This window comes from Pseudomonas sp. 3HC3 (genome assembly GCF_044904505.1).
Taxonomy (GTDB): Bacteria; Pseudomonadota; Gammaproteobacteria; order Pseudomonadales; family Pseudomonadaceae; genus Aquipseudomonas; species Aquipseudomonas putida_Y.
The window spans coordinates 30,039-53,853 of record NZ_JADDRH010000020.1 but is presented as its reverse complement, the minus strand read 5'-3'; the positions used below and the strand labels follow the sequence as shown (position 1 = coordinate 53,853).

Annotated in this window: 16 protein-coding genes; 9 read left to right on the top strand and 7 right to left on the bottom strand. The window is 62.7% G+C overall.

The window, feature by feature from the left end:
• Positions 1-176: 176 nt before the first annotated feature.
• Both INQ47_RS21360 and putP read right to left on the bottom strand, forming a co-directional pair.
• On the bottom strand, positions 177-1,013 hold the full coding sequence (locus INQ47_RS21360) for a 23S rRNA (adenine(2030)-N(6))-methyltransferase RlmJ (RefSeq protein ID WP_003249430.1): 837 nt from the start codon (positions 1,011-1,013) through the stop codon (positions 177-179).
• Positions 1,014-1,119: 106 nt separating this feature from the next.
• Positions 1,120-2,598: a sodium/proline symporter PutP gene (gene putP / locus INQ47_RS21355; protein WP_028697041.1), complete on the bottom strand. Its 1,479-nt coding sequence runs from the start codon at positions 2,596-2,598 to the stop codon at positions 1,120-1,122.
• A 355-nt stretch (positions 2,599-2,953) separates the two neighbouring features.
• Between putP and putA the strand changes: the two genes are divergently transcribed.
• Positions 2,954-6,907: a trifunctional transcriptional regulator/proline dehydrogenase/L-glutamate gamma-semialdehyde dehydrogenase gene (gene putA / locus INQ47_RS21350; RefSeq protein WP_404702533.1), complete on the top strand. Its 3,954-nt coding sequence runs from the start codon at positions 2,954-2,956 to the stop codon at positions 6,905-6,907.
• A gap of 389 nt (positions 6,908-7,296) precedes the next feature.
• Here putA and INQ47_RS21345 read toward each other — a convergent pair whose 3' ends face one another.
• A complete protein-coding gene (locus INQ47_RS21345) occupies positions 7,297-7,980 on the bottom strand; it encodes a hypothetical protein (protein ID WP_354668565.1) in 684 nt (227 codons plus the stop codon).
• Between the two features lie 142 nt (positions 7,981-8,122).
• Between INQ47_RS21345 and INQ47_RS21340 the strand changes: the two genes are divergently transcribed.
• The 7 genes from INQ47_RS21340 to yccS all read left to right on the top strand — a co-directional run bounded on the left by INQ47_RS21340 (position 8,123) and on the right by yccS (position 19,403).
• Positions 8,123-9,925, top strand: a complete 1,803-nt coding sequence (locus INQ47_RS21340; RefSeq protein WP_404702532.1) for an acyl-CoA dehydrogenase — start codon at positions 8,123-8,125, stop codon at positions 9,923-9,925.
• 31 nt (positions 9,926-9,956) lie between these two features.
• Entirely contained in the window at positions 9,957-11,399 is a 1,443-nt protein-coding gene (locus INQ47_RS21335; RefSeq protein ID WP_404702531.1) for a TldD/PmbA family protein, read from the top strand.
• The gene (locus INQ47_RS21330; protein WP_404702530.1) at positions 11,399-12,718 is read left to right on the top strand and encodes a TldD/PmbA family protein; all 1,320 of its coding nucleotides are present in this window, start codon (positions 11,399-11,401) and stop codon (positions 12,716-12,718) included. The genes INQ47_RS21335 and INQ47_RS21330 overlap by 1 nt, the downstream gene beginning before the upstream one ends.
• 109 nt (positions 12,719-12,827) lie before the next feature.
• Complete coding sequence (mdtD, locus tag INQ47_RS21325) at positions 12,828-14,255, top strand: multidrug transporter subunit MdtD (RefSeq protein ID WP_252460975.1); 1,428 nt, start codon at positions 12,828-12,830, stop codon at positions 14,253-14,255.
• 112 nt (positions 14,256-14,367) lie between these two features.
• Positions 14,368-15,705 (top strand): ATP-dependent RNA helicase DbpA, encoded by a 1,338-nt coding sequence (dbpA, locus tag INQ47_RS21320; protein ID WP_245355303.1) that lies wholly within the window; start codon positions 14,368-14,370, stop codon positions 15,703-15,705.
• A 121-nt stretch (positions 15,706-15,826) separates the two neighbouring features.
• On the top strand, positions 15,827-17,008 hold the full coding sequence (locus INQ47_RS21315) for an NAD(P)/FAD-dependent oxidoreductase (RefSeq protein ID WP_404702529.1): 1,182 nt from the start codon (positions 15,827-15,829) through the stop codon (positions 17,006-17,008).
• Positions 17,009-17,219: 211 nt separating this feature from the next.
• A complete protein-coding gene (gene yccS / locus INQ47_RS21310) occupies positions 17,220-19,403 on the top strand; it encodes a YccS family putative transporter (protein WP_404702528.1) in 2,184 nt (727 codons plus the stop codon).
• A 30-nt stretch (positions 19,404-19,433) separates the two neighbouring features.
• On the opposite strand, the gene INQ47_RS21305 is transcribed toward yccS, so the two are convergent.
• Entirely contained in the window at positions 19,434-20,171 is a 738-nt protein-coding gene (locus tag INQ47_RS21305; RefSeq protein WP_404702527.1) for a substrate-binding periplasmic protein, read from the bottom strand.
• Positions 20,172-20,325: 154 nt separating this feature from the next.
• Here INQ47_RS21305 and INQ47_RS21300 point away from each other — a divergent pair, with 154 nt between their 5' ends.
• Positions 20,326-20,778, top strand: coding sequence for a GNAT family N-acetyltransferase (locus INQ47_RS21300; RefSeq protein WP_404702526.1), 453 nt, complete (start codon positions 20,326-20,328; stop codon positions 20,776-20,778).
• Positions 20,779-20,818: 40 nt separating this feature from the next.
• Here INQ47_RS21300 and INQ47_RS21295 read toward each other — a convergent pair whose 3' ends face one another.
• The 3 genes from INQ47_RS21295 to INQ47_RS21285 are packed head-to-tail and all read right to left on the bottom strand — an operon-like array spanning position 20,819 to position 23,794.
• Positions 20,819-21,115 carry a helix-turn-helix domain-containing protein gene (locus tag INQ47_RS21295; RefSeq protein ID WP_404702525.1) on the bottom strand — a complete coding sequence of 99 codons (297 nt, stop codon included), beginning with the start codon at positions 21,113-21,115 and terminating at the stop codon, positions 20,819-20,821.
• A gap of 12 nt (positions 21,116-21,127) precedes the next feature.
• Complete coding sequence (locus INQ47_RS21290) at positions 21,128-21,628, bottom strand: M48 family metallopeptidase (protein WP_054889349.1); 501 nt, start codon at positions 21,626-21,628, stop codon at positions 21,128-21,130.
• A 39-nt stretch (positions 21,629-21,667) separates the two neighbouring features.
• On the bottom strand, positions 21,668-23,794 hold the full coding sequence (locus INQ47_RS21285; RefSeq protein ID WP_404702524.1) for a putative bifunctional diguanylate cyclase/phosphodiesterase: 2,127 nt from the start codon (positions 23,792-23,794) through the stop codon (positions 21,668-21,670).
• Positions 23,795-23,815 lie beyond the last annotated feature (21 nt).

Below are 23,815 nucleotides of genomic sequence, written 5' to 3'. Positions count from 1 at the left end.
TTCGGTAAAAATGCGCCAGCGGCCTCTTGGGCGGATGGCGGCTAAAGGGCGGGATTATAACGCAAACATTGGGGGCACACCGCCCCCTTGTAGGAGCGGGTTCACCCGCGAAGCAGGCAACGCGGTGGATGGCACCGGCGTAGCCGGTGTTCGCGGGAAAACCCGCGCCTACAGGTTTACTCGGCGATCAGCCAGTCCATGCGGTAACTACCGGCAGTCTGTGCCAACTCTTTGGCCAGCCATGGCAACAGCTCCTTAAGCTCATCCTCCAGCCCCCACGGCGGGTTGGCGATGGCCAGGCCAGAGCCGTTCAGCCCCTGAGGGCTGTCCTGATGATGCACATACAGCTCAACCCGCAACAGTTTCGGCGCACCAGTGCTGGTCAGGTCCTGGTAATAGCGGGTCAGCGAGCGTTGGTCCTTGATCGGGTACCAGATAGCCACAACCGTCTGGCGCATGCGGCCAATCGCCTCTTTCATGGCAGTGGTGCAGCGCTTGAGCTCATCGGCCTGCTCGAACGGCGGGTCGATCAGCATGATCGCGCGCTTTTCCTGCACCGGCAGCAAGGCCCGCGGCACATGCCAGCCTTCACCCAGGTGCACGGTCACGCGCGGGTCTTTTTTCATGTTTTCTTTGAGGAGCGGCCCGTCTTCGGGGTGTTTCTCGTTGAGCAGAGCGCGGTCCTGCTGGCGCATCAGGCGACGGGCCAGTTCGGGCGAACCCGGGTAGTAGCGCAGCTCGCCATCGGCGTTCAGGCGCTTGATGATGCGCAGGTAGTCGTCGGCCATGGCCGGCAGGTCATCGCGATTCCACAGGCGGGCTACGCCTTCCAGGTACTCGCCGGTACGGCTTGCCTGGTCGCCCTGCAGGTCGTACAGGCCGAGCCCTGCGTGGGTATCGATATAGGCGAAAGGCTGCTCTTTGCGCGACATCAGGGCGATGAGGCGGGTCAGCACGATGTGTTTGAGGACGTCGGCGTGGTTGCCGGCGTGGAAGGCGTGACGATAGTTCATGGCAACTCCTGCGAAGGCGGCAAGTTTACCTTGCCTTGCAGGCGGAGTCAGGCCTGGCTGCTGATTGGCGGCACCCGCAAAGCAGGCGCCGCCAATTCAACGGGTGTTACTTGTCGGCGTGATACGCCGCGTCAGCCGCTTCGAAGCGTTTGACCATCGCCTGCGAAGGGCTACCCAGCTTGCTCACCAGAACAATGGCGATGCTGGCGAACAGGAAGCCCGGGATGATTTCGTACAACCCGAGGGTGTCGAAGTTCTTCCACAGGATCACCGTCAGCGCACCCACCACGATACCGGCCAGCGCGCCGTTACGGGTCATGCCTTTCCACAGCACCGAAATCAGCACCACCGGGCCGAAGGCAGCACCGAAGCCGGCCCAGGCATAGGCCACCAGGCCCAGCACGCGGTTTTCCGGATTGGCGGCCATGGTGATGGCGATCAGGGCCACGGCCAGCACCATCAGACGGCCGACCCACACCAGCTCGATCTGCGAAGCATTCTTGCGCAGGAAGGCTTTGTAGAAGTCTTCGGTCAAGGCACTGGAGCACACCAGCAACTGGCAGCTCAGGGTACTCATGACCGCGGCCAGGATGGCCGACAGCAGGACACCTGCGATCCATGGGTTGAACAGGATCTTGGCCAGTTCGATGAACACACGTTCGTGGTTCTCGCTTACCGGACCTGCCAGTTCAGGATGGGCCGAGAAGTAGGCGATACCGAAGAAGCCTACGGCGCAGGTACCCGCCAGGCACAGGATCATCCAGGTCATGGAAATGCGGCGCGCCTTGGCGATCGACTTCACCGAATCAGCGGCCATGAAGCGCGCCAGGATATGCGGCTGGCCGAAGTAACCCAGGCCCCAGCCCATCAGCGAGATGATACCGATGAAGGTGGCACCCTTGAGCATGTCGAAGTTCGCCGGGTTCACCGCCTCGATAGCGGCGAAGGTCTGATCGAAGCCGCCGGTGGCGATCAGCACGAACACCGGGGTGAGGATGAGCGCGAAGATCATCAGCGTGGCCTGCACGGTATCGGTCCAGCTCACAGCCAGGAAACCACCGATGAATGTGTAGGCGATGGTCGCCGCTGCACCAGCCCACAGCGCGGTTTCATACGACATGCCGAAGGTGCTCTCGAACAGACGGGCACCGGCAACGATGCCGGAGGCGCAATAGATGGTGAAGAAGACCAGGATGACGATGGCGGAGATGATACGCAGCAGGCCGCTATTGTCTTCGAAACGGCTGGAGAAATAGTCCGGCAGGGTCAGCGCGTCACCGTTGTGCTCGGTCTGCACGCGCAGCCGGCCGGCCACGAACAGCCAGTTCAGGTAGGCACCCACCGTCAGACCGATGGCGATCCAGACCTCGGACAGGCCCGCGAAGTAGATGGCACCAGGCAGGCCCATCAGCAGCCAGCCACTCATGTCGGAGGCACCGGCAGACAGCGCGGTAACCACGCTACCCAGGCTGCGACCGCCCAGAATGTAATCGGAAAGGTTTTTGGTGGCGCGATAGGCGGCGAAGCCGATCAGCACCATTGCTGCGATGTAGATCACGAAGGTGATCGTTAGTGGATTGCCCATGCGTGTGCCCTGGCGTTTGTTTTTATCATGCACAACCGCAGCGATGGCGGTTGCACCCAGGCGGCGAATGCTATGCAACAACGCAAAGAAGGTGCAACCATTTTTCTTTTGCAAGTTGCACCTGCCAGTGCATTTTCCGACAAAACCCATTTTTTGCTCCTTTCGGGAGTAAAAAACCGGTTTTTCAGAATAAATCACACCAAAAACACCCCTTTTCAGGGGACGGGAATGGCTATCGGACGAGTTGCACCTTCTACACAAAAAATTCAGGTTGCACCTAGTTGCACCCGAATTGTCCTACAGCTACTCTTGATGCCAGCTTAGGCCACAACCGTGGCAATAACGAGGATAAGAAATGGCGACTACCACCCTTGGGGTCAAACTCGACGACCCGACCCGTGAGCGACTCAAAGCAGCTGCGCAGTCCATTGACCGCACACCTCACTGGTTGATCAAGCAAGCGATCTTCAACTACCTGGAGAAGCTCGAGGGTGGTGCCACCCTGACCGAACTCAACGGTCATGCCAGCAACCCGGCCGACGATGCCGGTGAAATCCAGGCCGACCACAGCCACCAGTGCTTCCTCGAATTTGCCGAGAGCATCTTGCCGCAGTCGGTACTGCGCTCGGCGATCACCGCTGCCTACCGCCGCCCCGAGCAGGAAGTGGTGCCAATGCTGCTGGAGCAGGCGCGCCTGAGCGCGCCGCTGGCCGAAGCCACCAACAAGCTGGCCGCAAGCATTGCCGAAAAACTGCGCAATCAGAAAAGCGCCGGCGGCCGTGCCGGTGTCGTCCAGGGCCTGCTGCAGGAGTTCTCCCTTTCGTCTCAGGAAGGCGTGGCGCTGATGTGCCTGGCCGAAGCCCTGCTGCGTATCCCCGACAAAGGCACCCGCGATGCGCTGATCCGCGACAAGATCAGTACCGGCAACTGGCAGCCACACCTGGGCAACAGCCCATCGCTGTTCGTCAACGCCGCCACCTGGGGGCTGCTGCTGACCGGCAAGCTGGTCAGCACCCACAACGAAACCGGCCTCACCTCCTCGCTCACTCGCATCATCGGCAAGAGCGGCGAACCGATGATCCGCAAGGGCGTCGACATGGCCATGCGCCTGATGGGTGAGCAGTTCGTCACCGGCGAGACCATTGCCGAAGCACTGGCCAACGCCAGCCGCTTCGAGTCCAAAGGCTTCCGCTACTCCTACGACATGCTTGGCGAAGCCGCACTGACCGAGCACGACGCGCAGAAGTACCTGGCGTCCTACGAACAGGCCATCCACTCGATCGGCAAGGCCTCGCATGGCCGTGGCATCTACGAAGGCCCAGGCATCTCGATCAAGCTGTCGGCACTGCACCCGCGCTACAGCCGCGCCCAGTACGAGCGCGTAATGGAAGAGTTGTACCCGCGCCTGCTGTCGCTGACGCTGCTGGCCAAGCAGTACGACATCGGCCTGAACATCGACGCCGAAGAAGCCGACCGCCTGGAGCTTTCGCTCGACCTGCTCGAGCGCCTGTGCTTCGAGCCATCCCTGGCTGGCTGGAACGGCATCGGTTTCGTTATCCAGGCCTACCAGAAGCGCTGCCCGTACGTAATCGACTACGTCATCGATCTGGCCAAGCGCAGCCGCCACCGCCTGATGATCCGCCTGGTAAAAGGCGCCTACTGGGACAGCGAGATCAAGCGTGCTCAGGTCGAAGGCCTGGAAGGCTACCCGGTCTATACCCGCAAGGTTTACACCGACGTGTCCTACGTGGCCTGCGCCCGCAAGCTGCTGGCCGTGCCAGAAGCCATCTACCCGCAGTTCGCCACTCACAACGCCCACACCCTGTCGGCCATCTACCACGTTGCCGGGCAGAACTATTACCCGGGCCAGTACGAGTTCCAGTGCCTGCACGGCATGGGCGAGCCGCTGTACGAGCAAGTGGTCGGCAAGATTGCCGATGGCAAGCTGAACCGCCCGTGCCGCGTGTACGCACCGGTCGGCACCCATGAAACGCTGCTGGCCTACCTGGTACGCCGCCTGCTGGAAAACGGCGCCAACACCTCGTTCGTCAACCGCATCGCCGACCACTCGATTTCCATCCAGGAACTGGTCGCCGACCCGGTGGCCAGCATCGAGCGCATGGGTACCCAGGAAGGCAGTATCGGTCTGCCGCACCCACGTATCCCGCTGCCGCGCGATCTGTATGGCACTGAACGGGCCAACTCGGCCGGCATCGACATGGCCAACGAACACCGCCTGGCATCGCTGTCCTGCGCCATGCTGGCCACCGCTCACAACGACTGGAAGGCTGTCCCGCTGCTGGCCTGCGCCGCCAGTGAGAGCGCTGCCGCACCGGTACTGAACCCGGCGGACCACCGCGACGTGGTCGGCCACGTGCAAGAAGCCACCGTTGCCGACGTGGACAACGCCATCCAGTGCGCACTGAACGCCGCGCCGATCTGGCAGGCCACCCCGCCAGCAGAGCGTGCTGCCATTCTGGAACGCACCGCCGACCTGATGGAGGCCGAAATCCAGCCGCTGATGGGACTGCTCATCCGCGAGGCCGGCAAGACCTTCGCCAACGCCATCGCCGAAGTGCGTGAAGCCGTGGACTTCCTGCGCTACTACGCGGTGCAGGCACGCAACGACTTCAGCAACGACGCCCACCGCCCGCTGGGCCCGGTGGTGTGCATCAGCCCCTGGAACTTCCCGCTGGCGATCTTCACCGGCCAGGTGGCCGCAGCCCTGGCTGCCGGCAACCCGGTACTGGCCAAACCTGCCGAGCAAACCCCGCTGATCGCCGCCCAGGCCGTGCGCCTGATGTTGGAAGCTGGCATCCCCGAAGGCGTGCTGCAACTGCTGCCAGGCCGCGGTGAAACCGTCGGTGCCGGCCTGGTCGGAGACGAGCGCGTCAAAGGCGTGATGTTCACCGGTTCCACCGAAGTGGCCCGCCTGCTGCAGCGCAACGTCGCTGGCCGCCTGGACAATCAGGGCCGCCCGATCCCGCTGATCGCCGAAACCGGCGGCCAGAACGCGATGATCGTCGACTCCTCGGCACTGACCGAACAGGTCGTGATCGACGTGGTGTCCTCGGCCTTCGACAGTGCCGGCCAGCGTTGCTCGGCCCTGCGCGTGCTGTGCTTGCAGGAAGACTCCGCCGACCGCGTAATCGAAATGCTCAAAGGCGCCATGGCTGAAAGCCGCCTGGGCTGCCCGGACCGCCTGGCCGTGGACATCGGCCCGGTGATCGACGCCGAAGCCAAGGCCGGCATCGAGAAGCACATTCAGGGCATGCGCGAGAAAGGCCGCTCGGTCTACCAAGTGGCCATTGCCGATGCTGCCGAGATCAAGCGCGGCACCTTCGTCATGCCAACCCTGATCGAGCTGGACAGCTTCGACGAGCTGAAGCGCGAAATTTTCGGCCCCGTACTGCACGTTGTGCGCTACAACCGCCGCAATCTGGACCAACTGATCGAGCAGATCAACAACTCCGGCTATGGCCTGACCTTGGGCGTGCACACCCGCATCGACGAGACCATTGCCAAAGTGGTCGAAACCGCCAATGCCGGCAACATGTACGTCAACCGCAACATTGTGGGTGCCGTGGTGGGCGTGCAGCCGTTCGGTGGTGAAGGCCTGTCTGGCACCGGCCCGAAAGCCGGCGGCCCGCTGTACCTTTACCGCCTGCTGTCGACCCGTCCGGCCGACGCCATTGGCCGCCACTTCCAGCAGCAGGACGGCGAAGGCAAGCCGGACCGCACCCTGCACGAACAGCTGATCAAGCCGCTGCACGGCCTGAAAGCTTGGGCCGAGAGCAACCAGCTGGCCGACCTGGCCGCACTGTGCAGCCAGTTCGCCAGCCAGTCGCAGAGCGGTATCGCCCGCCTGCTACCAGGCCCGACCGGCGAGCGCAACAGCTACACCATCCTGCCGCGTGAGCACGTACTGTGCCTGGCCGACAACGAAACCGACCTGCTGGCGCAGTTCGCCGCAGTCCTGGCCGTTGGCAGCTCGGCGGTGTGGGTTGACGGTGAACCGGGCAAGGCCCTGCGCGCCCGTCTGCCACGTGAGCTGCAGGCCAAGGTGAAGCTGGTCGCGGACTGGAACAAGGATGAAGTGGCGTTCGACGCCGTGATCCACCATGGCGACTCGGATCAGCTGCGCGGCGTATGCCAGCAGGTAGCCAAGCGTGCCGGGGCGATCGTTGGGGTGCACGGGCTGTCCAGCGGTGATCACCAGATTGCGCTGGAACGCCTGGTCATCGAACGCGCGGTGAGTGTGAACACTGCAGCGGCAGGCGGTAACGCCAGCCTGATGACCATTGGCTAATGGCTGAGGGTTGTTGAAAAAAAGGAGAGCCTCGGCTCTCCTTTTTTTATGGGTGTGTTCCGAAGCAGGGGCTGGACACAGGCCGTCGTAGGAGCGGGTTCACCCGCGAAAGGGCCGGCCCTGCTGGCCAATCTCCACCCGCCGTTGACCGTTGCCGCCACCACCGTATTCGCGGGTAAACCCGCTCCTACCACGGTGGCGGACACACATCGGGGGCTGGACACAGGCCGCTGCAGGATTTACCCGCGAAAGGGCCAGTCCAGACATATCAAAAAACTTTGCAGCAGGCTTCTACCCCAGCATCGTATTGTCTTCACGGAAAGTGGAAGCGCGGGGCGGATCGGGGACTGTCCGGAGCTCCACTCATACAGAGCTCCGGCCAAAATTGCTCAACCCATTCGTGAAAGCGCAATCAAAGCAAACAGCTGCGCTACCATAAGCGCAATACCCAGCAGCATCCAAAGCCAATTGGCCAGCGTGAACCGGCTGTTGGCCTTCCCTTCTTTGTCACCCGCACCGAAATTGATGCCCTTCTGCATGAACACCAGAATGATCAGCCAAGCGGCCTGAATGACTAAGCCCACAAAATAGGCTGGCCACAACTGGCCTTCCAACACGACGCTGGCAACCACCCAGATAACGCAAAAACCGTAATAGCCCAGAGTGAGCCCCAGGATGGACCAAGGATAGGTTTTACCTGAGTCGCGAATGTGGTCATTTGCCCTTCTCAATAATGGATAGATGAAGAACACTGCAAAAGCACTTCGCCAGAACGGACTTACGCGCTCTCCCGTTTTCTCTCTATGCAGACTCCAACTTTGATAGAAGCAATAAACCCAGTAGAAGCCCAAGGTAAAGAAAGTCATTACGCCAAATTTCATGGGTGAAACTACGAAGAAGGGGACCTGATTGCCGTTGGCCTCAACCAAGTCAGCGTTGTGGGCATCACTCATCTGAAACGTTTCCTTGTGAACACCAAAACGCACATTCAAGGCCAACTGACATACGATCCGCAGCAGTCCAATTACGATCTGACTCATGGGAAACGTCTCTGTCTTGTCCCGAACAGGCATTACACGACCTGATCTGGCGTTGGTTTCACCAATAAACGGCAGGCTTCCCGGCGTTCTCAACCCATATCACGCAAACCTATTAACCTGTCCCCAGTCCTAACACACTCCTACACTCGCAGCATCCCGCCTCAGGACCGCCACCATGCCCGAGACCTTGCTCAGCCCCCGCAACCTCGCCTTCGAGCTCTACGAAGTCCTCGACGCCGAAGCCCTGACCCAGCGCCCGCGCTTCGCCGAGCACAGCCGTGAAACCTTCGATGCGGCGCTGACCACCGCGCGTACCATCGCCGAGAGGTTCTTCGCGCCACACAACCGCAAAGCCGATGAAAACGAGCCACGCTACGTGGACGGCCGCGCCGAGCTGATTCCCGAAGTGAAGCCCGCCGTCGATGCCTTCCTCGAAGCCGGCTTCCTCAACGCCAACCGGGACTTCCAGGTCGGCGGCATGCAGCTGCCCAGCCTGGTCTCGCAAGCCTGCTTCGCCCACTTCCAGGCCGCCAACGCGGGCACCACGGCCTACCCATTCCTGACCATGGGCGCGGCCAACCTGATCGAGAGCTTCGGCTCCGATGAACAGAAGCGCCTGTTCCTGCAACCGATGATCGAGGGCCGCTACTTCGGCACCATGGCGCTGACCGAACCCCACGCCGGCTCGTCGCTGGCGGACATCCGTACCCGCGCCGAACCAGCAGGCGACGGCAGCTACCGGCTCAAAGGCAACAAGATCTTCATTTCCGGCGGCGACCACGAACTGTCGGAAAACATCGTGCACATGGTGCTGGCCAAGCTTCCGGACGCCCCGCCCGGGGTCAAGGGCATCTCGCTGTTCATCGTGCCCAAGTACCACGTAAACCCGGACGGCAGCCGCGGCCCGCGCAACGATGTAGTGCTGGCCGGGCTGTTCCACAAGATGGGCTGGCGCGGCACCACCTCGACCGCGCTGAACTTCGGCGACAATGGCCAGTGCGTCGGGTACCTGGTCGGCCAGCCGCACCAAGGCCTGGCCTGCATGTTCCAGATGATGAACGAAGCACGTATCGGCGTTGGCATGGGGGCGGTCATGCTCGGTTACGCCGGCTACCTGTATTCGCTGGAGTACGCCCGCCAGCGACCGCAAGGCCGGCTGCCGGACAGCAAAGACCCGCTCAGCCCGGCAGTACCGATCATCGCGCACACCGATGTGAAACGAATGCTGCTGGCACAAAAGGCTTATGTAGAAGGCGCCTTCGACCTGGGCCTGTACGCAGCGCGCCTGTTCGACGATACCCAGACCGCCGACGACGAAACGTCGCGCAACCAAGCGCAGGCGCTGCTCGACCTGCTGACCCCGATCGTCAAGTCCTGGCCCTCGGCGTTCTGCCTAAAGGCCAACGAACTGGCGATCCAGATTCTTGGCGGCCACGGCTACACCCGCGAATACCCGGTTGAGCAGTACTACCGCGACAACCGCCTGAATCCGATCCACGAAGGTACCGAAGGTATTCAGTCGCTCGATTTGCTCGGCCGCAAGCTGGCGCAGAACAATGGTGCCGGCCTCAAGCAACTGATCCGCCTGATCGCCGCCACCGGCGAGCGCGCCAGCCATCACCCCAACCTGGACCTGCTGCGCCAGCCGCTGGAGCAACTGGCTAACCGCCTGCAGGGCGTAACCCTGGCCCTGCTCGGCGACCTGGCCCATGGCAAAGTCGCTGGCGCCCTGGCCAACTCTGCCTTGTACCTCAAGGTTTTCGGCCACTGTGTGGTTGGTTGGCGCTGGCTGGAGCAGGCGATTCACGCCGAGCTTGGCTTGCTAAAAGGCAATGCCAGCGACCGCGACTTCTACCAGGGCAAGCTACAAGCCGCACGTTATTTCCTGACCTGGGAAGTACCGGGCTGCCATAATGAGCTGGCATTGCTCGAGGCACACGACGATACCTGCCTCGGTATGCAAGACGGGTGGTTCTAGGGGGAGCCACCGTGTACACGGAGGCATCCGCATGTTCGATTCCAGCGCCCTGCTGCGCCAGCGCTTTGCCGCGCTGCGCAGTACGGCCGAGTTGTTTTCCCTGCGCCATGTAAAACAGTCGCACCAGGCGCTTTCAGTTCGCCGCAACGTCGCCGAACCACCCTTCTTCAGCCTGGATGAGGGCGCCATGCTCACCGTGCGGATCAATGGCGTGGAGGCCTACGCTGCCACCGCCGACCTGTCCCAGACAGGCCTGCAGCGCGCCCTTGAGCAAGCCGAGGCGCTGGCGCGGCAGATTGCCCGGCACAGCCTGCTGGACCTGCGCGAACAAGCGGTGACCAGCGCACGCCACGACCATGTTTCGCCCAACTTCGACCAACCCGTACCCAGCCTCGCCGACTGCCTTGGCCTGCTCGCCGATGAATCGGCCAGCGTGCCCAGGGACAGCCGCCTGGTCGACTGGCAGGCCAGCCTTGGGCTGAGCCTGGTCGAGCAAACCTACCTCAACTCGGCCGGCGCCGAACTGCGCCACGCCCAGCGCTTCCTGTTCCCAGGCCTTGGCGTAACGGCCAGCGATGGCCAGGACAGCCAGAGCCGCAGCCTGGGCCGCGACAACTTCGGCCAACAGGGTGGTTTCGAAATCATCGAGCGCTGTGGCCTGGTCGGCGCGGCCAGCCGGGTGGCCGATGAAGCGCTGCAACTGCTGCTGGCACCGAACACCCCCAGCGGCCCGCGCGACCTGCTGTTGATGCCGGACCAGATGATGCTGCAGATTCATGAATCCATCGGCCACCCGCTGGAGATGGACCGCATTCTCGGCGACGAGCGCAACTACGCAGGCACCAGCTTCGTCAAAGCCAGCGACTTCGGCCATCTGCAGTACGGCTCCAGCTTGCTGAACGTGACCTTCGACCCGACCATTGGCGAAGAGCTGGCCAGCTACAGTCATGACGACGACGGTACCCCGGCAAGCAAAGCGTTCCTGATACGCGCCGGCCTGCTGCTGCGCCCGCTGGGGGGCGCGCTGTCGCAGTTCCGCTCCGGCCTGGATGGCGTGGCCAACAGCCGCGCCTGTGGCTGGAACCGGGCACCGATCGACCGCATGGCCAACCTCAACATCGAGCCGGGCGACCAGTCCCTCGACCAGCTGATCGCGGGCATAGAACATGGCATCCTGATGCGTACCAACCGTTCCTGGTCCATCGACGATGCGCGCAACAAGTTCCAGTTCGGCTGCGAATGGGGCCAGTTGATTGAAAATGGCGCGCTCAAGGGCATCGTCAAGAACCCCAACTACCGCGGCATCTCCGCGCAGTTCTGGCGCAACCTGTCGGCGGTTGGCGACCACAGTACCTTCCAGGTGCTGGGCACGCCCAACTGTGGCAAGGGCGAACCCAATCAGGTGGTGCGGGTAGGCCATGCCTCGCCGGCCTGTGTATTCCGCCAGATCGATGTATTCGGAGGAGACGCCTGATGAAGCACGCTTTCGAAAACCTGGTCGGGGATGTGCACGCCGCCCTTCAGGCAGGCGAGCAGTTCACCCTCGGTTACAGTGCCGAGCAATCGCAGTTCGTGCGTTTCAACCATGCCAAGGTGCGCCAGGCCGGCGAAGTCAGCCAGGCCAGCGCGCAGCTGCGGCTGGTGCGCGATGGGCGCCAGGCGGAACAGCAGGTGACCTTGAGTGGCGACGCACAGCTGGATCGCCAGCGCCTGAACGTTGCGCTCGAGCAACTGCGCCAGACCTTGCCTCTGCTGGCCCTCGACCCTTACCTGCGCCTGGACGAGAATGCCTGGCACAGCCATAACCTGCAGGAACACCCCCTGCCCGCACTGAACGAAGTACTGGACCTGCTCGAGCGTGAAGCAGGCGACCTGGACCTGGTCGGCATCTATGCCGCCGGCCCGGTCTGCCGGGGCTTCGCCAGCTCGTTCGGCGCCTTCGGCTGGCACCAGGCCAACAGTTTCAACTTCGACTGGAGCCTGTTCCACGCTAATGGCCAGGCGGTGAAGGCCAACTATGCCGGCCAGGTCTGGAGTGCCGACGACTTCGCCGCACGCCTGCGCCAAGCACGAGAGCAGTTGGGTTTCCTCGGCCGCCCGGCAGTTACCCTCAAGCCCGGCACCTACCGCGCCTACCTTGCACCTGCGGCCATGGACGAAGTCGCCGGCATGTTGTGCTGGGGCGGCTTTTCCGCGCAGGCCCTGGCCACTGGCAACAGCGCTCTGCAGCGCCTGTACAATGGCGATGCACGGCTTAGCCCGCTGGTCAGTTTTACCGAGCAGGTCAGCGGGTCGCTTAGCCCGGCATTTTCCGATGAAGGTGCGCCGCGCCTGGATGTGCCGCTGATCCAGCAAGGTGAAGCCCGGCAGCGGTTGATCAGTGCGCGCAGTGCGGCCGAGTTCGAACTGCAGGCCAATGGCGCCGACGGCTATGAGTCGCCCTGTGCGCTCAGCCTGGCGCCGGGCAATCTGGCCAGTGCGCAGATCCTTGAGCGTCTAGGCACCGGGCTGTACATCAGCAACCTGTGGTACCTGAACTACTCGGACCTGCCAGCGGCGCGCATGACCGGGCTGACCCGCTTCGCCACTTTCTGGGTAGAAGACGGGCAAATCCAGGGGCCGGTGAGCACCATGCGCTTCGATGACAGCCTGTACAGCTTGCTGGGCAGCCAGCTGGAGGACCTGACCCAGGAGCGCGAGATGATTCTGTCGACCAATACTTATGGACAGCGCAGTACCGGGTCGAGTCATTTGCCCGGGGCACTGGTCAAAGGCCTGACCCTGACATTGTGACTGGACTTGCCGGCCCTTTCGCGGCTAAAGCCGCTCCTACAAGGAACGCGTAACCCCTGTAGGAGCGGCTTTAGCCGCGAAAGGGCCGGCACTGACAAACGAGGACGTCATGCCCGAACGCACCCCGCTGGACCCCGTCACCGCCCGCTGGATCCCTTGGGTGGTGGCCATCGCTTTCTTCATGCAGTCCCTGGACGGCACCATCCTCAACACTGCGCTGCCAGCCATGGCCCGCTCGTTGGCCGAAGATCCATTGCGCATGCAGGGTGTGATCATTGCCTACATGCTCACCGTGGCCCTGCTGATCCCTGCCTCCGGCTGGATCGCCGACCGTTTCGGCACCAAGCGCATCTTCTTCAGCGCCATCTTGCTGTTCAGCTTTGGTTCGCTGCTGTGCGCCGTAGCCAACAGCCTTGGCTTCCTGATCTTCGCCCGCGTAGTGCAGGGCCTGGGCGGTGCACTGATGCTGCCGGTCGGGCGGCTGGTGGTGCTGCGTGCCTACCCACGCAGCGATCTGGTGCGGATCATGAGTTTCATCACCATCCCCGGTCTGCTCGGGCCATTGCTGGGGCCAACGGTCGGTGGCTGGCTGGTGGAAATCCTCAGCTGGCACTGGATCTTCCTGCTCAACCTGCCAGTCGGCCTGCTTGGCTGCATTGCAGTGTGGAAGTTCATCCCGGACTTGCGCGGCGCCGAGCGCACCACCTTCGACGGCCCTGGTTTCCTGCTGTTCGGCGCAGCGATGGTACTGATCACCATTGCCATGGAAGGCCTGGGCGAGCTGCACCTGCCGCACTTGCGGGTAATGTTGCTGCTGTTCGCCGGCATGGCCTGCCTGGCCGCGTACTGGCTGCGAGCCGGGCGCGACCCGGAGCCGCTGTTCTCGCCCAGCCTGTTCCGCGTGCGTACCTTCGCCATCGGCATCCTCGGCAACCTGTTCGCCCGCCTGGGCAGCGGCGCTCTGCCCTTCCTGGTGCCGTTGCTGCTGCAGGTCGCGCTTGGCTACTCACCCGCCCAGGCAGGCATGAGCATGATCCCGCTGGCGGTGGCGGCCATGCTGGCCAAGTCCATTGCCCGACCGCTGATCGAACGGTTCGGGTATCGCATCATTCTCACCGGTAATACCTTGCTGCTAGGCATCCTGCTGGCAAGCCTGGGCCTGGTGGACGAGCAGACGCCCTATTGGCTGCTGTTGGTGCAACTTGGCCTTCTGGGTGCCGTGAACTCCATGCAGTTCACTGCGATGAACACAGTGACGCTCATCGATCTCGACGATGCCAGCGCCAGCAGCGGTAACAGCCTGCTGTCGGTGGTCGCGCAACTGTCGCTGAGCCTGGGCGTGGCTTGCGCCGGCGCACTGTTGGGCGGCTTTACTGCGGCAGGCAGCGCCGAGGGCGTGGAAACCACCCTGGGCGCGTTCCAGCTGACCTTCGTCACCATCGGCGTAATGGCCATGCTGGCGGCGGCGATCTTCCTGCAACTGGCGCCGACGGACGGAAGGCGTGCCCGTCGTCCGGAACAACACATGGAGTCGTAGGGCGAATGGCCACGAGGCTGGTAGACTGTGCGGCATTTTTCGCTTCGCAACGCAGGCCCGCCTCGTGACCACCGAATCCACCGCCTTTGCCACCTTGCCGCTGTCCACTGCCATGCTGGCCAACCTGGACGCCCTCGGCTATGCGTCGATGACGCCTATCCAGGCCCAGAGCCTGCCTGTCATCCTCAAAGGCCAGGACCTGATCGCCCAGGCCAAGACCGGTAGCGGCAAGACCGCCGCCTTCGGCATCGGCCTGCTCAACCCGATCAACCCGCGCTACTTCGGCTGCCAGGCGTTGGTGCTCTGCCCTACCCGCGAGCTCGCCGACCAGGTGGCCAAGGAGCTGCGCCGCCTGGCCCGCGCCGAGGACAACATCAAGATCCTGACCCTGTGCGGCGGCGTTTCGCTGGGCCCACAGATCGCTTCGCTGGAGCACGGCGCGCACATCATCGTCGGCACCCCAGGGCGCATCCAGCAGCACCTGGACAAAGGCACCCTTGTACTGGACGGGTTGAACACCCTGGTACTGGACGAAGCCGACCGCATGCTCGACATGGGCTTCTTCGACGCTATCGCCAGCATCATCGGCAAGACTCCGTCGCGCCGCCAGACCCTGCTGTTCTCGGCCACCTACCCGGCCGGCATCAAGCAACTGGCCGCCGATTTCATGCGCAACCCGCAGCAGGTCAAGGTCGAGAGCCTGCACACTGACAACCAGATCGAGCAGCGTTTCATCGAAATTGACCCGCAGCAACGTCTGGAGGCTGTCACCCGCGTGCTCGGCCACTACCGCCCGCAGTCGTGCGTAGCGTTCTGTTTCACCAAGCAGCAATGCGAGGACGTGGTTGCCCACCTGACCGCCAAGGGCATCGTCGCCCAGGCCCTGCACGGCGACCTGGAGCAGCGCGACCGTGACCAAGTGCTGACCATGTTCGCCAACCGCAGCAGCTCGGTGCTGGTGGCTACCGACGTGGCCGCCCGCGGCCTGGACATCGATGGCCTGGACATGGTCATCAACGTGGAGCTGGCACGTGATGCGGAAATCCACGTGCACCGCGTGGGCCGTACCGGCCGCGCCGGCGAGAAAGGCGTTGCGGTCAGCCTGGTGGCACCGGCCGAAGGCCACCGCGCCCAGGCCATCGAAGCGCTGCAGAAGAGCCCGTTGCGCTGGGACCAGCTGGACAGCCTGAAAAACAAGGGCGGCGAGCCCCTGCTGCCGGTGATGACCACACTGTGCATTGCCGCTGGCCGCAAGGACAAGCTGCGCCCTGGCGACATCCTGGGGGCCTTGACCGGTGATGCCGGCATCCCGGGCAAGCAGGTGGGCAAGATTGCCATCTTCGACTTCCAGGCGTTTGTGGCCGTGGAGCGGGCGCTGGCCAAGCAGGCCATGCAGCGGCTGAACAGCGGCAAGATCAAGGGCCGCGCCCTGAAAGTCCGCATTATCTAAAGCCAGGCAAATCCCTTGTAGGAGCGGGTTTACCCGCGAATGCGGCAGTGAATGCACCATCGCATTCGCGGGTGAACCCGCCCCCACAGGGTTCAGCATTTCAAATCTGAAGGTTCATACCGTGCACTCCACCGACGTGATCATCCTTGGCGCCGGCGCCGCCGGCCTGATGTGCGCCCAGCTCAGCGCCCGTCGTGGCCGCCGGGTGCTGCTGCTCGACCACGCCAACAAGCCAGGCAAGAAGATCCTCATGTCCGGCGGCGGGCGCTGCAACTTCACCAACCTGTACACCGAGCCGGCCAACTTCCTTTCGCACAACGCTCACTTCTGCAAGTCGGCCCTGGCCCGCTACACCCAGTGGGACTTCATCGAACTGGTGTGCAAGCACGGCGTGGCTTACCACGAGAAGAAGCTCGGCCAGCTGTTCTGCGACAACAAGGCCAGTGACATCCTCGACATGCTGCTGGCCGAGTGTGACGAGGCCGGTGCCGAGATCCGCATGCACACCAGCATCGAACAGATCGAGAAGACCGAAAGCGGCTACCTGTTGCAGACCAGCAGCGGCCAGTTCGCCTGCCAGTCGCTGGTCATCGCCACCGGCGGCCTGTCGATCCCGACCCTGGGCGCCACCGGTTTTGGCTACCAGGTAGCCCGTCAGTTCGGCCACACCCTGCTGCCAACCCGCGCCGGGCTGGTGCCATTCACCATCACCGAGCCCCAACTCAAGGCGATGTGCACCGAATTATCCGGCACCTCGCTGGACTGCACCGCCAGTTGCAATGGCACCAGCTTCCGCGAAAACCTGCTGTTCACGCACCGTGGCCTGAGTGGCCCGGCGATCTTGCAGATCTCGTCGTTCTGGGAAGCCGGTGACACGGTCGAGATCAACCTGCTGCCCGACCGCGATGCGCTTTCCTGGCTGCAACAGATGCAGGCCGAACGCGCCAACGCAGAACTGAAGACCGTGCTGGGCGAAGTGTTCACCCGCAAGCTGGCCAACCTGCTGGCCGAGCAGTGGTTCGAGTCCAGACCGATGAAGCAGTACACCCCGGCAGAACTGGCACAAATCGCCGAAAAGCTGGCGAACTGGCAAGTTGTGCCGGCCGGTACCGAAGGCTACCGCACCGCCGAAGTGACCCTGGGCGGCGTGGATACCCGCGAGGTGTCGTCCAAGACCATGGAATCGCTGAAAAGCCCCGGCTTGTACTTCATCGGTGAAGTGCTGGATGTCACCGGCCACCTGGGCGGTTTCAACTTCCAGTGGGCCTGGGCATCGGCGAACGCCGCAGCGCAGTTCGTGTAGGGTAGAATCCTTTCAGCAGCACGGAACGCTTCTTGCTGGCCCGTGCCTGGAGCCGTTATTGGGGCCGCTTCGCGCCCCTTCGCGGGCACGCCCGCTCCCACACGGTCTACAAAGAACCCTGTGGGAGCGGGCGTGCCCGCGAAGGGGCGCGAAGCGGCCCCAATAACCGGCCCTGAAAGGTATTCTTCTGATCACCGCCTGGCAGGCCATCATGTCATCGAGCTCGTTCCGTCAGTCACTGCGTCGCCTGTGGGGCCAAGACAAGTTCAGCTACAGCATCCGGGTCACCATTGCCCTCACCGGCAGTCTGGCCCTGTGCTGGTACCAGAACGAGATGGCCCTGCTGATTCCACTGTTCCTCGGCATCATCGCCAGCGCCCTGGCCGAAACCGACGACAGCTGGCAGGGCCGCCTCAGCGCCCTGGCCGTTACCCTGGTGTGTTTCGCCATCGCTGCACTGGCGGTCGAGTTGCTGTTCCCCTACCCCTGGATCTTCGTCATTGCCCTGGCCCTGGCCGCCTTTGGCCTGACCATGCTCGGGGCGCTGGGCGAGCGCTACGGCGCCATCGCTTCGGCCACCTTGATCACTGCGGTCTACACCATGATCGGCGTGGACCAGCGCGGCGGCCAGGTCACCGACTTCTGGCACGAACCGCTGCTGCTGGTGGCAGGTGCGGCCTGGTACGGGCTGTTGTCGGTACTATGGCAGGCGCTGTTTTCCAACCAGCCGGTACAACAGAGCCTGGCCAAACTGTTCTTCGAGCTGGGCAGCTACCTCAAGCTCAAGGCCAGCCTGTTCGAACCGATCCGCACGCTCGACGTCGAGGCCCGGCGCCTGGAACTGGCCCAGCAGAACGGCAAGGTGGTGGCAGCGCTGAACGCCGCCAAGGAGATCATCCTGCACCGGGTGGGCAACAGCCAACCAAACTCGAAGGTAAGCCGCTACCTCAAGCTGTACTTCCTGGCCCAGGACATCCACGAGCGTGTCAGTGCCTCGCACTACCCCTACAACGCACTGACCGAGGCGTTTTTCCACAGTGACGTCATGTTCCGCTGCCAGCGCCTGTTGCGTAAGCAGGGCTCATCTTGCCAGGAGCTGGCACGCTCGATCCGCCTGCGCCAACCGTTCGTGCTGGCCAGCGGTTATCCAGAAGCCCTCGAGGACCTCAACGCTTCGCTCGAACACCTGCGCATCCAGAGCAACCCGGCCTGGCGCGGCCTGCTGCGCTCGCTGCGGGCACTAGCCGCCAACCTGGCAACACTGGACCGCCTGCTCAGTGCCGCCAGCAACCCGGACAGCCTGGCCGATACCAGCGACAGCAGCCTGCTCGACCGCTCGCCACGCTCGCTGAAGGACGTATGGACGCGCCTGCGCACTCAGCTCACCCCGACCTCGCTGTTGTTCCGCCATGCCTTGCGCCTGCCGCTGGCGCTGTCGATCGGCTATGGCATGGTGCACCTGATTCACCCGACCCAGGGCTACTGGATCATCCTCACCACGCTGTTCGTGTGCCAGCCCAACTACGGGGCCACCCGGCGCAAGCTGGTGCAGCGAATCTTCGGCACTGCCGTTGGCCTGACAGTAGGCTGGGCCTTGTTCGACCTGTTCCCTAACCCGGTCATCCAGTCGTTGTTCGCCGTGGTTGCCGGGGTGGTGTTCTTCGTCAACCGCACCACCCGCTACACCCTGGCCACTGCCGCGATCACCCTGATGGTGCTGTTCTGCTTCAACCAGATCGGCGATGGCTACGGCCTGTTCCTGCCACGCCTGTTCGATACCCTGGTGGGCAGCCTGATTGCCATCCTCGCGGTATTCCTTTTCCTGCCTGACTGGCAGGGCCGACGGCTGAACAAGGCGCTGGCCAATACCCTGGCCTGCGCCAGCGTGTACCTGCGCCAGATCATGCAGCAGTATGCCCACGGCAAGCGCGACGACCTGGCCTACCGCCTGGCCCGGCGCAATGCCCACAACGCTGACGCGGCGCTGTCCACCACCTTGGCCAACATGCTGATGGAGCCGGGGCATTTCCGTAAGGAAGCCGACGTTGGCTTTCGCTTCCTGGTGCTGTCGCACACCTTGCTCAGTTACCTCTCGGGGTTAGGCGCGCACCGCGACACAGCGTTGCCGGCGGAGGTGCAGGAGCAGTTGATCGAAGGCGCCGGGCAAAGCCTGGCCAGCAGCCTGGACGAGATTGCCAACGGCCTGGCCGCACGGCTGCCGGTGGCGATTCACAGTGATACCGAAGAGGCGCTGGCCAATGCCCTGGAGCAGATGCCGGAAGATCTGGATGAGCATCAGCGGCTGGTGCAGACGCAGTTGGCGTTGATATGCCGCCAGCTGGGGCCATTGCGGACCCTGGCGGCACACCTGATCAAAGAAGGTGCCCCGGCCTGATAGTTTTATTGCCTGTACTGGCCGCAGCGCTCAAAAACCATACTGACGCAGCAGCCGGGCATAGCTGCCATCCGACTTCATCGCCGCAATCGCCTGCTCGAAGCGCTCGACGATCCGCCTATGCTCCGGGTGCTTCAGGCTGACCAGAATATGCAGGGTGTTTTCCCCTAGCGGCGGCTCCACCAGCATCACCCCATCACGCACTTCCTGCGGCTCACGCTGCAGGTTGTAGCGGGCCACGTACTCGTCTTCCACCGCCAGGCTCACCCGCCCCGCCGCCAACATGCGTACCGCAGAAGAAAAGTTGCGCACCACCACCTTGCGCAGCCGGGGATCCCCGTCGAATTCCGGTGAATAGGCGTAATCACGCACTACGGCAATGCTGTAGGGATAAAGGTCAGACTGCTGCTTGTAGCTAAACGTCTCGCCCTTACGTTGCAGCAGGCGAATTCGATTATTGAGGTAGGCGTTGGAGAACTGCCCGATACTGGCGCGCGAATCGTTGTACCAGGCATTGATCAGCACGTCGTAGCGCCCTTCACCTACCCCCAGCAACGCACGCGCCCACGGCACCTCTTCATAGCCGCTGGCGTAGCCGGCGCGGGCCAGTGCCGTGGTAACGATGCTGGTCGCAAGGCCGCCGCCCGGCATCCTGGCATCGGTGAACGGTGGCCAGTTGTCAGCCACCAGCCGTAGCTTGTCGCGACCCAGGGCGGGTGTTGCCAGCATCGTTGCCAGTAAACCCAGAACACAAAGCAGTGGCCGCATGCTCACGTCCTTTCGCATATGGAGGGCAACACTGGCAGTGAGATTACACAAAGCTGTTACCGAGGGCAGCGGCCAATAGTGTCATTTAGCCTCTATTTTGGCCGAAGCACATGCAGCATGCGATGATCGAGCCCCATCCAAGGAGTTTGTGCCAATGTCAATCGACTGGCTGTGCAAGCACCACACCGCCCTCGGCAAAGCGCAGCTCTACGCCATTTTGCAATTACGCACTGAGGTATTCGTGGTGGAGCAGCGCCACGCCTACCAGGAAGTCGATGGTCAGGACCTGACTGGCGATACCTTCCACCTCATGGCCTGGCACAAAGACAAGCTGGTGGCCTACCTGCGCCTGCTGGATCCGCAGTCACAAGGTGGGGATGTGGTGATGGGGCGATTGGTGACATCACCGCAAGCACGAGGTTTGAAGCTCGAAGAAAGCTTGCTGCTCAAGGGGCTGGAGGCGGCGGAGCATTGTTGGCCGGGGGTGCCGGTTTATTTGTCGGCTCAGGCGCATTTGCAGGCGTTTTATGCCCGCCATGGGCTTGCAGTGGTGGGCGGGGAGTCTCTGGTGGACGGCATCGCGTCTATCGGAATGCGCAAGGGTTGAGTCAACCCCGTCCCCATACGGACCATGCCAGCCTTTCAAGTCAGGGGTAGCCCAGTACGTCGCGGATCTGCCGCAAGTGACGGATGATCCACTGCTTGTCGATCGCCCCCCAGTCATGAATGCGGTAATGCCCGGCGTGGTTACGTGCGCCTTCCTGCTGTTCGAACTCACAGATGATGTCCAGGTCGGCCAGCGCGGCGATAGTGTCCTGGGCTGTGCGACGGGGCATGCCGGTGGCCTCCATCAGGGCAGGCACGCTGGTAGCCGTCTGGCTGTCGATCAGCCAGGCCACGTACAAGCGGCGGTAGAAGCTGCTCTTGGTCTTGCTTACTTCCATGCTGCATGTTCCTTAGAGGTTGCCCGGCAGCTCCCGGTAGGTCAGGTAGACGCGCAGGTCGAATTCCAGTTGGTGATAGTCCGGCTCCATGTGCTGGCAGAGCTGGTAGAACGCCTTGTTGTGATCTCGCTCGCGCAGGTGCGCCAACTCGTGCACAACAATCATGCGCAAGAACTGTGGCGCGGCCTCCTTGAACAGCGAGGCAATGCGGATTTCCTTCTTCGCCTTGAGCTTGCCGCCCTGCACCCGCGACACCGCCGTGTTCAAGCCCAGGGCCCGATGCGTCAGGTCGAGACGGCTGTCGAACAGCACCTTGTCCAGGTTTGGCGCACTTCGCAGGTACTGTTGGCGCAGATCCTGGGCATAGCCATACAGCGCCTTGTCGTTTTGCACGTCATGGCGATCAGGGTAACGGCGCTGCAGGTATTCACCCAGGCGGTCGCTGTCGATCATCTGCCGCACCTGCTCCTGCAGGTGCGGGGGGTAGGCTTGCAAGTAACGTAATACGGTCATGGCGCTGTATTCGGCGTAACGAATGCCGATTCTAGCCAATCACGGCCCTGGCCAGGAGAAAATCGCCGGGAAGCCGCTAGCGTCAGCCGCTGTCATCGGATAAGCCACCAGGAAGCCCTGAACGTATTCGCAACCATTGGCCTTGAGCCAGGCTGCCTGCGCCGGGGTTTCCACGCCCTCGGCGATCACCGTGATACGGTAATCGGCACACAGACCGATCACGCTGCGAACCAACGCAGCATCTACCGCCGAATCGGGCAGGCGTGCCACCAGATGGCGGTCGATTTTGAGGGTATCGATAGGCAGGTCGCGCAGCATGCGCAACGAACAGTCACCCGCACCGAAGTCATCCAGGGCCACCCTTACGCCCAGCTCACGCAAGCGGTGTATCTGTTTGACGGCCGCATCGATGTTATACATCAGCGAGGTTTCCGCCACTTCCACTTCCAACTGCGTCGGGACAAGCTGGTAAAGCTGGATGACCCGTTTCAGTTCTTCGACCAGGCCAGGCATGACGAACTGCGCACGGCTCAAGCTGATGCCGAGCACAAGGTCCGGCGGAAAACGGTCGTACCAGGCCTGCCGCTGCGCGGCCCCCTGGCGGTAGATCCAGCTGGCCAGGCGGTTGATCAGCCGCGCTTCTTCCAGCAACGGGATGAACAGCCCCGGCGGTACATCGCCAACGCTGGGGTGCTGCCAGCGCAGCAAGGCCTCGAAACCACGCAAGCGACCATCGTGGAAAGCTACCTGTGGCTGGTACACCAAGGTAAAGTCCTGCTGCTCGATGGCCGTGCGCACGCTGTCCTCAAGCATCAACCGCGAGCGCGCCCGCCCGTTGAGCTCCTGGTCGTAGAAGCGGTATTGCTGCCGCCCAGCCTGCTTGGCTGCGTACATCGCTGTATCGGCCGAACGCAGCAGGCCTTCGACATTGGCGCCGCAGTCCGGGTAGGTGGCAATGCCGATGCTGACCCCAAGGCATACATCGAGCCCATCTACCTCATGGCTGATGGAAACACGCTCGAGCAACCGTTCGGCATAACGCCCGGCCTGCTCCGCGTAAGGCAAGCTGTCGAACAGTGCGGTGAACTCGTCGCCGCCCATGCGCGCCAGCAAGGCCTCACTACCCAGGCAGTCCTTGAGCTGTTCGGCCACCCAGCGTAACACCCGGTCGCCGGCGTCGTGGCCAAGCGAGTCGTTGATGCGCTTGAAGCCATCCAGGTCCATGTACATCAGCGCCTGCGCCTTGCCCGAGCGCTCGTTGCGCAACAGAGCACCTTCAGCAGCCTGGTAGAAACCACGGCGGTTGAGCAAACCGGTGAGTGGGTCAGTAATGGCCTGATATTCCAGCTGCTGGTGCAAGTCATGCACCACCGACATGTCCAGCACGGTCACCACCATGGCCTGCTGGTCGGCCGGCAACGGCGCACACGACAGCGCCACCGGCACAGGTTCACCCCCATGGATACGCAGTTGGGCATCGTGTACGCGGAAGATACGTCGCCCCTGGTAGGCCTTGTAGAAGTCCGAATCGCGCCACAGGCTGACACTGCCCAACTGCACAACGTCGAGCAACTGGGTGCCCTGCAGTTGTTGCACCGGTGCAGCCAGCAAACGGGAAATGGCCGGATTGGCAAAACTGATGATGCCATGGGCATCAACCACCAGAATGCCTTCGGCGGCATTTTCCAGGATGGATGCATTGAATGCCCTGGCCGCCTCCAGCTCGCGACTCAGTTGCTGCAGCATGCGCCGGTTGCGCTGCTGCTCGAGCAGAGCCTGGACCTTGGGCTTGAGGATTTGCGGGTCGAACGGTTTGAACATGTAGTCCACGGCGCCGCTGGCGTAGCCTTTGAGCACGGCCGCTTCGGACTGTTCGTTGGCAGTGAGGAAAATGATCGGGGTCAGTCGGGTACGCTGATTGCCGCGCATCAGCCGAGCGACTTCAAAGCCGTCCATTTCCGGCATCTGTACATCCATCAACACCAGGTCGACTTCGTACTCAAGCAACGCGCTCAAGGCTTCAATCCCTGAGCTTGCCGTCAATACTTGCCAATCCTGCCGGGCCAGCAAGGCCCGCATGCTGATGAGGTTCTCGGGGTAGTCGTCTACCACCAGAAGAACTGAGCTGCCATCCAGTGGCTGCTGTTGAGGGTAAGCGCCATCCATGCTGCTTCTCTGTTATGTGAC

Excerpts from the sequence above, each read along its gene's own strand:
- INQ47_RS21360 (WP_003249430.1), bottom strand. The coding sequence starts at position 1,013 with ATGAACTATCGTCACGCCTTCCACGCCGGCAACCACGCCGACGTCCTC.
- putP (WP_028697041.1), bottom strand. The coding sequence starts at position 2,598 with ATGGGCAATCCACTAACGATCACCTTCGTGATCTACATCGCAGCAATG.
- putA (WP_404702533.1), top strand. The coding sequence starts at position 2,954 with ATGGCGACTACCACCCTTGGGGTCAAACTCGACGACCCGACCCGTGAG.
- INQ47_RS21345 (WP_354668565.1), bottom strand. The coding sequence starts at position 7,980 with ATGCCTGTTCGGGACAAGACAGAGACGTTTCCCATGAGTCAGATCGTA.
- INQ47_RS21340 (WP_404702532.1), top strand. The coding sequence starts at position 8,123 with ATGCCCGAGACCTTGCTCAGCCCCCGCAACCTCGCCTTCGAGCTCTAC.
- INQ47_RS21335 (WP_404702531.1), top strand. The coding sequence starts at position 9,957 with ATGTTCGATTCCAGCGCCCTGCTGCGCCAGCGCTTTGCCGCGCTGCGC.
- INQ47_RS21330 (WP_404702530.1), top strand. The coding sequence starts at position 11,399 with ATGAAGCACGCTTTCGAAAACCTGGTCGGGGATGTGCACGCCGCCCTT.
- mdtD (WP_252460975.1), top strand. The coding sequence starts at position 12,828 with ATGCCCGAACGCACCCCGCTGGACCCCGTCACCGCCCGCTGGATCCCT.
- dbpA (WP_245355303.1), top strand. The coding sequence starts at position 14,368 with ATGCTGGCCAACCTGGACGCCCTCGGCTATGCGTCGATGACGCCTATC.
- yccS (WP_404702528.1), top strand. The coding sequence starts at position 17,220 with ATGTCATCGAGCTCGTTCCGTCAGTCACTGCGTCGCCTGTGGGGCCAA.
- INQ47_RS21305 (WP_404702527.1), bottom strand. The coding sequence starts at position 20,171 with ATGCGGCCACTGCTTTGTGTTCTGGGTTTACTGGCAACGATGCTGGCA.
- INQ47_RS21300 (WP_404702526.1), top strand. The coding sequence starts at position 20,326 with ATGTCAATCGACTGGCTGTGCAAGCACCACACCGCCCTCGGCAAAGCG.
- INQ47_RS21295 (WP_404702525.1), bottom strand. The coding sequence starts at position 21,115 with ATGGAAGTAAGCAAGACCAAGAGCAGCTTCTACCGCCGCTTGTACGTG.
- INQ47_RS21290 (WP_054889349.1), bottom strand. The coding sequence starts at position 21,628 with ATGACCGTATTACGTTACTTGCAAGCCTACCCCCCGCACCTGCAGGAG.
- INQ47_RS21285 (WP_404702524.1), bottom strand. The coding sequence starts at position 23,794 with ATGGATGGCGCTTACCCTCAACAGCAGCCACTGGATGGCAGCTCAGTT.